Annotated in this window: 9 protein-coding genes; 3 read left to right on the top strand and 6 right to left on the bottom strand. The window is 33.1% G+C overall.

Annotated elements, in window-relative coordinates; genetic code table 11:
* The 3 genes from DFQ02_RS15115 to DFQ02_RS04130 all read left to right on the top strand — a co-directional run.
* On the top strand, positions 1–1,185 hold a 1,185-nt coding region (locus DFQ02_RS15115; protein WP_181896345.1), incomplete at its 5' end, for a T9SS type B sorting domain-containing protein.
* Between the two features lie 12 nt (positions 1,186–1,197).
* On the top strand, positions 1,198–2,124 hold the full coding sequence (locus tag DFQ02_RS04135; protein ID WP_116039746.1) for a PorP/SprF family type IX secretion system membrane protein: 927 nt from the start codon (positions 1,198–1,200) through the stop codon (positions 2,122–2,124).
* Positions 2,125–2,139: 15 nt separating this feature from the next.
* Positions 2,140–4,056, top strand: a complete 1,917-nt coding sequence (locus tag DFQ02_RS04130; RefSeq protein ID WP_116039745.1) for an OmpA family protein — start codon at positions 2,140–2,142, stop codon at positions 4,054–4,056.
* Positions 4,057–4,715: 659 nt separating this feature from the next.
* Here DFQ02_RS04130 and DFQ02_RS04125 read toward each other — a convergent pair.
* The 6 genes from DFQ02_RS04125 to pyrR all read right to left on the bottom strand — a co-directional run bounded on the left by DFQ02_RS04125 (position 4,716) and on the right by pyrR (position 8,919).
* Positions 4,716–5,210, bottom strand: coding sequence for a CAP domain-containing protein (locus DFQ02_RS04125; protein ID WP_116039744.1), 495 nt, complete (start codon positions 5,208–5,210; stop codon positions 4,716–4,718).
* A gap of 163 nt (positions 5,211–5,373) precedes the next feature.
* Positions 5,374–6,021, bottom strand: coding sequence for a pyridoxamine 5'-phosphate oxidase (pdxH, locus tag DFQ02_RS04120; RefSeq protein WP_116039743.1), 648 nt, complete (start codon positions 6,019–6,021; stop codon positions 5,374–5,376).
* A 32-nt stretch (positions 6,022–6,053) separates the two neighbouring features.
* A complete protein-coding gene (locus DFQ02_RS04115; RefSeq protein WP_116039742.1) occupies positions 6,054–6,959 on the bottom strand; it encodes a ribonuclease Z in 906 nt (301 codons plus the stop codon).
* Positions 6,960–7,031: 72 nt separating this feature from the next.
* Positions 7,032–7,364, bottom strand: a complete 333-nt coding sequence (locus tag DFQ02_RS04110) for a ribonuclease Z (protein ID WP_116039741.1) — start codon at positions 7,362–7,364, stop codon at positions 7,032–7,034.
* Between the two features lie 10 nt (positions 7,365–7,374).
* The gene (locus tag DFQ02_RS04105) at positions 7,375–8,304 is read right to left on the bottom strand and encodes an aspartate carbamoyltransferase catalytic subunit (RefSeq protein WP_116039740.1); all 930 of its coding nucleotides are present in this window, start codon (positions 8,302–8,304) and stop codon (positions 7,375–7,377) included.
* A gap of 75 nt (positions 8,305–8,379) precedes the next feature.
* Complete coding sequence (gene pyrR, locus DFQ02_RS04100; RefSeq protein ID WP_116039739.1) at positions 8,380–8,919, bottom strand: bifunctional pyr operon transcriptional regulator/uracil phosphoribosyltransferase PyrR; 540 nt, start codon at positions 8,917–8,919, stop codon at positions 8,380–8,382.
* Between the last annotated feature and the right edge of the window lie 12 nt (positions 8,920–8,931).

Here is an 8,931-nt window from a genome sequence, read left to right as displayed (position 1 = left end):
ACGTGGTCATTGGTTGATAACTGTGGTAATGCCGCTGAAGATCAAACACAAACCATAACCATCTCTGATAATATCGCACCGACATTTACGGCGCCTGCCGATATAACGATTAACTGTCAAGATGATGCTAGTGATTTAACTATTACGGGTGATGTAGCTAATGAAGCTGATAACTGTTCTACAGGCATCCAAACTACCTATTCTGATAGCATAGCCGATGGTGATTGTCCAAATGAACGCATTATTACTAGAACTTGGTCTTTAGTCGATAACTGTAACAATCCAGCTGCTGATCAAGTACAAATTATAACAGTGATTGATGATGAAGCACCTGAGTTAGTAACGCAATTACCAGGAACTATTTCTGCAAGTTGTGATGCTATTCCTGATGCTCCAGAACTCGGTTTTGCGGATAACTGTTCGGAAAACGTTCAGGTAACATTCAGTGAAGAATACATGTACACTACTAATGCTACCGAGAATTATGAAATTATAAGAAAATGGACAGCGGTTGACGACTGTAATAACACTAGAGTAGTAGAACAAATTGTTACTGTTACTATTGATGAATTTGTTACTCAACTAGTGGATAGTGCTTGTTATGATGATGGTACAATCAATTTAGATAATTATATTAATAATTTCTCTGATAGTGCTAGTTGGACATTTGTCTCTGGTGTTGGTACCCCTGTTCTAAATGATAACATTTTCGATCCATCTAACTTGGAGGATTTCTTAGGGGAATATACTTTTAGTTATACCTATACAAGTCCTACAGGCTGTTTAGAAACTACTGAAGTTACATTATCTATTGATGATTCTTGTATTGTTTTCCCTTGTAACTCTGAGGATATCATCATATCTAAAGCAGTAACACCTAATGGTGATTTCTATAATCAAAGTTTCGATATTGACGCTGACCCAGGATGTGGTTTTACTTCTGAGGTAAAAATATTTAATAGATGGGGTGCTTTGATTTATGAATCTAACAACTACCCTATTGGTGTCAATGAGACAGGAATGTCAGAACCTTTAAAATGGGAAGGCCAAGCCAAGGGTGCTATAGGAAACGCTGACAAAGCTCCAAACGGAACATATTATTATATAGTAATTCTAAAAAATAGTGATGGATCAGCATCTGGATTAGCTCCATTTACCGGACCAGTATACTTAGGAACCAAATAAAAACTTTAACCTATGAAACTTATTAAACATTATATAATCGCTATTGCATTGTTTAGCACTGTGTTTGGAATGGCTCAACAGCTACCACAGTTTACGCAGTACATGTACAATACAATCTCAATTAATCCTGCTTATGCCGGTAGTAGAGAGGCTTTGAGCATCGTTGGATTACATAGAAGTCAATGGGTTGACTTTAATGGAGGTCCTATCACACAAACGCTTTCTATTCATTCACCATTAAGAAATGATAGGGTTGGTTTGGGATTGTCTTTTATTCAAGACGATTTAGGTCCTCAAAACTATTCTTACTTGTATGGAGATTTCTCATATAGCATACCTACAGGTGTGGATGGTAAGTTAGCTTTTGGTTTAAAGGCTGGTTTTACGGGTTATAGTTTTGATCAGGAATTCATTAACGACCCAAGTATTATGAATGATCCGTTTTTTAATGGAACCCAAAGTAGATGGACACCAAACATAGGTTTAGGTCTTTTTTGGCACACCAATAAATGGTACTTAGGCTTATCAGCGCCTCGTGTACTTAATAATGACCAAAATAAGGAAGAGGGCTTTGAAGCACTTGAAAGGCTAAGTTATTACTTCACCGGTGGTTATGTGTTTAACTTAAGTGACAAGTTGAAGTTTAAACCCTCTTATTTAATAAAAGCTACTAACGGTGCACCACTATCTTATGACTTTACGGCTAACTTTTTATTTAATGAGAAGTTTTGGATTGGTGGTTCATACAGAATGAATGAATCTGCTGGAGCCTTTGGAGGTTTTATGGATGTGCAAGTGTCTCGACAATTACGTCTTGGTTATGCCTATGAAAAACCAAATTCTGATATAAATAACTATACGAGTGGTACACATGAAGTATTGTTAATTTATGAATTTAAGTTTATGAGTAATAAATTAAAATCACCTAGATATTTCTAATAAAAAGAATCACCCATGAAATTAAAAAATTACATATTAGTTTGTATCCTATTGACGGTGAGTTTAACGGCCTCTGCACAATATGGAAAACAGAAAAAAGCAGATACATTATTTAATAAGTTCTCATTTGTAAAAGCTACTGAAACTTATCTTGAGCTTCTTGAAAATAAGTATAACGAAGATTATGTTGTTAGACGTTTGGCAGATTGTTATGCACTTATGAGAGATGCTAAAAATGCTGCAAAATATTACAAAAAAGCAGTAGCTCAAGAAAACGTTCCTATTGAATATTACTATAATTATGCTCAAGCCCTTAGAGGTATTGAAAAATACGATGAATCTAAAGAGTGGATGAAACGCTATCAAGATTCTGGAGGTGTTGTAAATACCGGAAAATACTTAAAGAAAGGTAATTTTATTACTAATATCTTTAATGCAAAGCAGCAGTACTTTTTAAGTAAATTCAATCATAATTCTAAACTAAGTGACTTTGGTGCTTATGAGTACAATGGTAAAATATACTTTGCCTCTACCAGAGATGAAGGTGTTTCTATCAAAAGACTTTACGGCTGGAATGAACAACCTTTCTTGGACGTTTACGCTGTAGATAAAGATAGTAAAGAGCCTGCAGACCACACTTCAAAATTAAAAGGAGATGTAAACTCTATATATCATGATGGTCCTGTTACAATCACTAATGATGGCAACACAATGTATTTTACCAGAAATAGCTTTATTAAAAACGTTTACGACAGTAATAGTAAAGGTATTAATCAGGTAAAAATCTATAGAGCTACTCTTAAAGATAGCATATGGTCTGATGTTGAGGATTTATCTATTAATGATTCTGAATTTAGTACGCAGCACCCTGCGCTAAGTCCAGATAATAAAAAACTATATTTTGCATCTGATAGACCTGGAGGCGTTGGCGCTTCAGATATCTATGTTGTTGATATTAATGATGATGGAAGTTTAGGTGAACCTAAAAACTTAGGTAATGTAGTAAATACAAGTGGTTCTGAGGGAATGCCTTTCATCAATAATGAAGGTAGCTTATTCTTTTCTTCTGATGGACATGTAGGACTAGGAATGCTTGATATTTTTGGAACTATTACCAATGAAGATGATGAAATTGTAGATGTGATTAACCTAGGAGTTCCTGTGAATTCTAGTAAAGATGATTTTTCCTTTACTATGAATGAAGACGGGTTAACGGGTTACTTTGCTTCCAATCGTCCGGGGGGGAAAGGAGATGATGATATCTATGCTTATAATAGAGTGCCACTATTAAACGTTGAAGGTGTGGTAACTGATATTGTCAACAAAAAGCCTGTACCTAATGCCATTATAACTTTATTAGATGGTAATGGTAAACAAATTGCTTATATGGAAACTGATGAGGAAGGTTATTACGAAATTAATATCGATAGAGATGTAGACTATAAAATTACAGCGAGTCAAAAGAAATACGAAGATGACGTTAAAGAATTTACTTCTAAAGGAATTGAACCTAAAGTTACTACCATTACAGCTAACTTAGAACTAACGCCGGTTAGAGATGTTCCAATTTTAGCAGATTTAGGTATCATCTACTTCGATTTTGACAAGCACAATATTCGTCCTGATGCAGCGGTAGAATTAGACAAGATCGTTAAGTTAATGAACGAAACGTATCCAGGAATGGTTATTAGAATAGAATCACATACCGATTCGAGAGGAACGTTAAGTTACAATGACAAACTATCTATAGATAGAGCTAACTCAACCTATCAATATTTAATTGATAATGGTGTTGACGCAGCTAGAATTACAGCTCATGAAGGATTTGGTGAGCGTAGATTAACTAATGGATGTGATGGAAGCGTCAATTGTGAAGAAAACAGTCATCAGTTAAACAGACGTACCGAGTTTATCATTATCAAAATGGAATAGAGTATTAAAGCTAAACTCAATTATTGTATAAAACCACCAAGCTTAAGCTTGGTGGTTTTTTTGCTTATATAGATAAAAATCAAATAGAAAATAAACCGCTATGTATTTGAAATATATAGTTTTAAATAAAAGAATGAAATTCTTTTGAGAATCATGTCATACCTAGAGAGCAAAGTGACGAGGAATCTAACAATTTTTAAAATAGTATAATGTATTAAATAGTCTCTTGATGTCCTAGTGTTGATTTAGTGTCATACCAAACTCGTTTTAAAAACCCAAAACACTAATAAATATTGATATTTTTTAGAGAACCTGAAACAAGTTCAGTTAACAATGCTTCATAATTTATCATAGACATTCGAAAAAGAATTAATATAAATAGAAGACCAATACATTATAGCCAATACATCCTTATAAATAACTCCCCAATTAATTTTGGAAATGGAAAGGCTTTTAGAATAACTTCCTTAGTTTACAAATACAAAAAACCTTCCTATCTATAGGAAGGTTTTATACCTAAAGCTAAATTCAATAACATAAAGTTATCATAAATAACCTATTTAATTTTTTAATTGCACAATACCTCTACCGTGCAAAGTTGCTAAATCAGTAAATCAAATAAGGTTATGGGTTCATATTACTTTTGGAACTAAGTAATATTATTTTTTAATAAAGATATTGGTATAATACCACTTACCTTCTGCATTTTTTTCTGCTGAAACATCAAAATAAGTAAAGTCTCCTTCAATGGTTTCTCTATGTCCTTCACTTCTTAACCAAGCTTTAACAACAGTTTCGGCAGATGTATATCCGTAAGCCACATTTTCAGAAACACTCTTAGCACCTACGTTTTCCTTTAGGTAATTACTTCGTGTAAAGAAGTTATCATGAGAAATTTGATCTTTATCAACCATATAATCTGTATGGCTAAAAGCAACCGATTTTACAACGCTCATATCAGTCAGGGGTTTAAGACCTACTGACAACCTATGGTGGTTAATTTGTTCTAAAATTTCAACTTCAATAGTTTTTGTTTGGGGAGTTTTAAGGCTTAATTCAATACTATTAACCTTTTCATCTATGCTATCTGTAGAGCAGGAAAAACTCAAAACAGCTAACAATGCCAATATTGGCAATTTTGTTAATAACTTCATAAGTAGGTAAATTTAGATTTGGTTCCATAAATTTATTAACCTAATTCAGCCTACCATTTTATTTGATATAAAAATCGATGAAATGCATTTTTAAAATCGATGAAATACATTTTTAAACGATTAAATGACTTTTTTAAACACATAAATGTATTTAATCGTTTTATTAAGGAGATAATCGATGAATTACCCAATTATAATCTGGTTGAAGTTTGTATCTAATTCTATCGTGTAAGCGGTTGGGTCTCCCTTGCCAAAATTCAACTTCAACGGGCTTTACAATGTATCCCCCCCAACTTTTAGGTCTGGGTATTTCTTTCCCTTGAAATTCTTTTTCTAAATCAGATAGTTTTTGCTCTAAATACTGGCGATTTTCTATCTCTTCACTTTGATTAGATACTAGCGCCCCTAGCTGGCTACCACGTGGCCTAGATTCAAAATAGCCATCACTTAAATTTTCGGCTATCTTTTCTGCTTTTCCTTTTATAATGATTTGACGTTCTGCACCGTGCCAGAAAAATGACAAACATACATTAGGGTTTTGCTCAATTGCCTTTCCTTTTTCACTTAAATAATTAGTATAGAAAATAAAGCCTTCGTAGGTATATTTTTTAAGCAATACTACCCTATTCTTTGGATATCCGTCCAAACCAATGGTAGAAATAGTCATGGCATTAGTTTCATCTTCGGTAAAATAATTATCTACCTCAAAAAACCATTTCTGAAATAGTTCCATTGGGTTTTCTGGAACATTGTTTAAAAGTAGCTCCCCTTTTTCATAAGACTTTCTGTAGTTACTTAAGTCATTTTCCATATTCAAATGTATTGAATAAGAATTAAATCATTTTAAAATTCAAAAACTTTTCCATCTTCTGAAAGCTCAACAGCTTCAAACACCTCTCTTGCTTCCGTTTTAAAAACATTTAAGTCTTTATAGCGCGTAGAATAATGCCCAAGCAGTAATTTCCCTACATTAGCTTTTTTTGCAATTGTAGCGGCTTCTTTTGCTGTTGAATGTTTTGTTCTTAATGCTATGTGTGCTTGTGTGTCTAAAAAAGTAGATTCGTGATATAACACATCTGTGTTCTCTATGATAGGAACAATATCCTCTTTATACATGGTATCACTACAAAACGCATAACTCTTTGGTTTATCACCCGGTCTTGTTACCGCTTCGTTTTTTATAGTAATACCATCTTCATTAACAACATCAAAACCTTGAGTTAGTTTACGGTAATACGCTACATTAATATTAGCTTCCTCAACAGCAGCAATGTTTAGTTTTCGTTTACCTTTTTTTTCCTTAAATAGGAAACCATTTGTATAAACTCTGTGATTTAAAGGGATAGTATGTACTTCAACTTTATCGTCTTCAAAAATTAATTCAGACTTTTTGGAAGTTAACTCATGAAAAATGAGCTTATAATTGGTCCAAGAATCTGCTAATTTCATTTGAAGTGTAATAACTTCTTTAATACCCTCAGGACCATAAATATGTAAATCGGCTTCTCTGGTAAGTAATCTAAATGTTGAAATTAAACCAACCAATCCAAAAAAATGGTCGCCATGTAAATGTGAAATAAATATATGTTTAATACGGCTAAACTTAACTTTGTGCTTTCTTAATTGAACTTGTGTTCCTTCTCCACAATCAATCAAAAACATATGACCCTTGGTCTCTAAAACCTGAGCAGTTGGATTGGTTAAAATTCTTGGGGTGGCACTATAACAACCTAAAATGGTTAATTTCATGTAAATCTGTATGTTGTTAATTTGTAAAGCTGTATCGACTTAATAACGACATACAACTAAACAACAAACTTATTAAAATCCGAGGTCACGCTCCATTTCCTCCATTTCAATAATATCATAAGCTTCCTGAAGTGTAGGAACTACAACAATCTCATCAGGAACCTCGTCAAATTCTACTTTATTGGTAACAAGTATAAAAGAGTGTTTAGACGCCCTATGAGTATTTGAAAGCTGCAAAAATTCAATAATGTCATCTAAACTAATCTTACCAAGCGTAGTTAAATTAACAATAATATTATTGTTTTTGTATTTAGGATATAGAGCTTGAAGTTTTTTCACAAGCTCAATGGTAGTAGCTTTTTCTTGTGTTATGATAGTTATATTTCCGTCTTGATCAAAAATCATAGATTAAAGATTAATGTTTTATTTTAGAAGCTAATAAATAAATCACTGCCATTCTTATAGCTACGCCATTCTCTACCTGATCTAAAATGATTGCTTGATTAGAATCAGCAACATCACTGGTTATTTCAACACCTCTGTTTATTGGTCCTGGGTGCATGATAGTGATTTCTTTATCTAAGGAATCCAACAAATCTTTGTTAACTCCAAATTGTTGTGTGTACTCTCTTGTTGATGGAAAATAACTTATATCCATACGCTCATTCTGAACTCGTAACATATTAGCTACATCACACCAATTTAAAGCTTTACGAAGGTTTGTTTCAACTTTTACACCAAGTTTATCTATATACTTAGGCAACAAAGTTTTTGGTCCACAAACCATTACTTCAGCTCCCTGAAGTTGTAAGGCAAATATATTTGACAACGCTACTCTACTGTGTAAAATATCACCAACAATAACCACTTTTTTTCCCCTAACCCCACCTAGTTTTTCTCGAATTGAATACGAATCTAACAGAGCCTGTGTGGGATGTTCGTGAGCGCCATCACCGGCATTTACGATACTGGCTTTTACATGATTTGATAAAAAGATTCCCGCTCCAGGATTAGGATGCCGCATTACCACCATATCTACTTTCATAGATAAGATATTATTAACGGTATCTATTAAAGTTTCTCCTTTTTTTACGGACGATTGCCCCGATGAAAAATTAATAACATCGGCAGATAAACGCTTTTCTGCTAGTTCAAAAGATAATTTTGTTCTGGTTGAATTTTCAAAGAAGAGGTTGGCAATGGTAATATCTCTAAGCGAAGGTACTTTTTTAATGGGTCTGTTAATCACTTCTTTAAAATGATCCGCCGTTTCAAAAATAAGTTGAATATCTTTCTTGTTAAGATATTTTATTCCTAGTAAGTGATTTACACTTAATTCGCTCATTATCAAAGTTAAAAGTTAAAAGTTAAAAGTTAAAAGTTTTAAATCCTCTTATATTTCAACTTTAGTTATGTAATATTATTTTTCTATTAGGTACACCGCATCTTCACCTTCATTTTCTTGCCAATGTACTATAACTTTTTCATTATTTATGGCATCTACTTGTCTACCCCTGTAATCTGGCTGAATGGGTAAATGCCTACTAAAACGTCTGTCAATCAAGGTTAAAAGCTCAATCTCATTAGGTCTTCCAAACGATTGAATAGCTGTTAATGCGGCTCTAATACTTCGGCCAGTATATAGAACATCATCAATAAACACAATATTTTTATCTTCAACTAAAAAATCTAATTCCGTAGTATTTGCTTTTAAAGTTTTATCGCCTCTCCTAAAATCATCTCTATAAAACGTAATATCCAACTGACCTGATTTTATATTCTTCACTTTATAATCTGCTTTCAAAATTTTGGTCAATCTATCTGCAAGGTACACACCTCTTGGTTGAAGTCCAATTAAAACAGTATTAGAAAAGTCGTTGTGTTTTTCAATAAGTTGACAAGCCAATCGATGTAGAATGATGTTTACCTCTTTTGCGTTAAGTAAAACTTTTTGACTCATAAATTATCCAAA

It is taken from the genome of Seonamhaeicola aphaedonensis (genome assembly GCF_003386195.1).
Taxonomy (GTDB): domain Bacteria; phylum Bacteroidota; class Bacteroidia; order Flavobacteriales; family Flavobacteriaceae; genus Seonamhaeicola; species Seonamhaeicola aphaedonensis.
The sequence above is the reverse complement of the archived record's forward strand: the minus strand, read 5'-3'. Positions and strand labels throughout refer to the sequence as shown.

What these genes read in the sequence shown, in the direction of transcription:
- DFQ02_RS04130 (WP_116039745.1), top strand. Translation starts at nt 2,140, where the DNA reads ATGAAATTAAAAAATTACATATTAGTTTGTATCCTATTGACGGTGAGT.
- DFQ02_RS04110 (WP_116039741.1), bottom strand. Translation starts at nt 7,364, where the DNA reads ATGATTTTTGATCAAGACGGAAATATAACTATCATAACACAAGAAAAA.
- pyrR (WP_116039739.1), bottom strand. Translation starts at nt 8,919, where the DNA reads ATGAGTCAAAAAGTTTTACTTAACGCAAAAGAGGTAAACATCATTCTA.
- DFQ02_RS04105 (WP_116039740.1), bottom strand. Translation starts at nt 8,304, where the DNA reads ATGAGCGAATTAAGTGTAAATCACTTACTAGGAATAAAATATCTTAAC.
- DFQ02_RS04125 (WP_116039744.1), bottom strand. Translation starts at nt 5,210, where the DNA reads ATGAAGTTATTAACAAAATTGCCAATATTGGCATTGTTAGCTGTTTTG.
- DFQ02_RS04115 (WP_116039742.1), bottom strand. Translation starts at nt 6,959, where the DNA reads ATGAAATTAACCATTTTAGGTTGTTATAGTGCCACCCCAAGAATTTTA.
- DFQ02_RS04135 (WP_116039746.1), top strand. Translation starts at nt 1,198, where the DNA reads ATGAAACTTATTAAACATTATATAATCGCTATTGCATTGTTTAGCACT.
- pdxH (WP_116039743.1), bottom strand. Translation starts at nt 6,021, where the DNA reads ATGGAAAATGACTTAAGTAACTACAGAAAGTCTTATGAAAAAGGGGAG.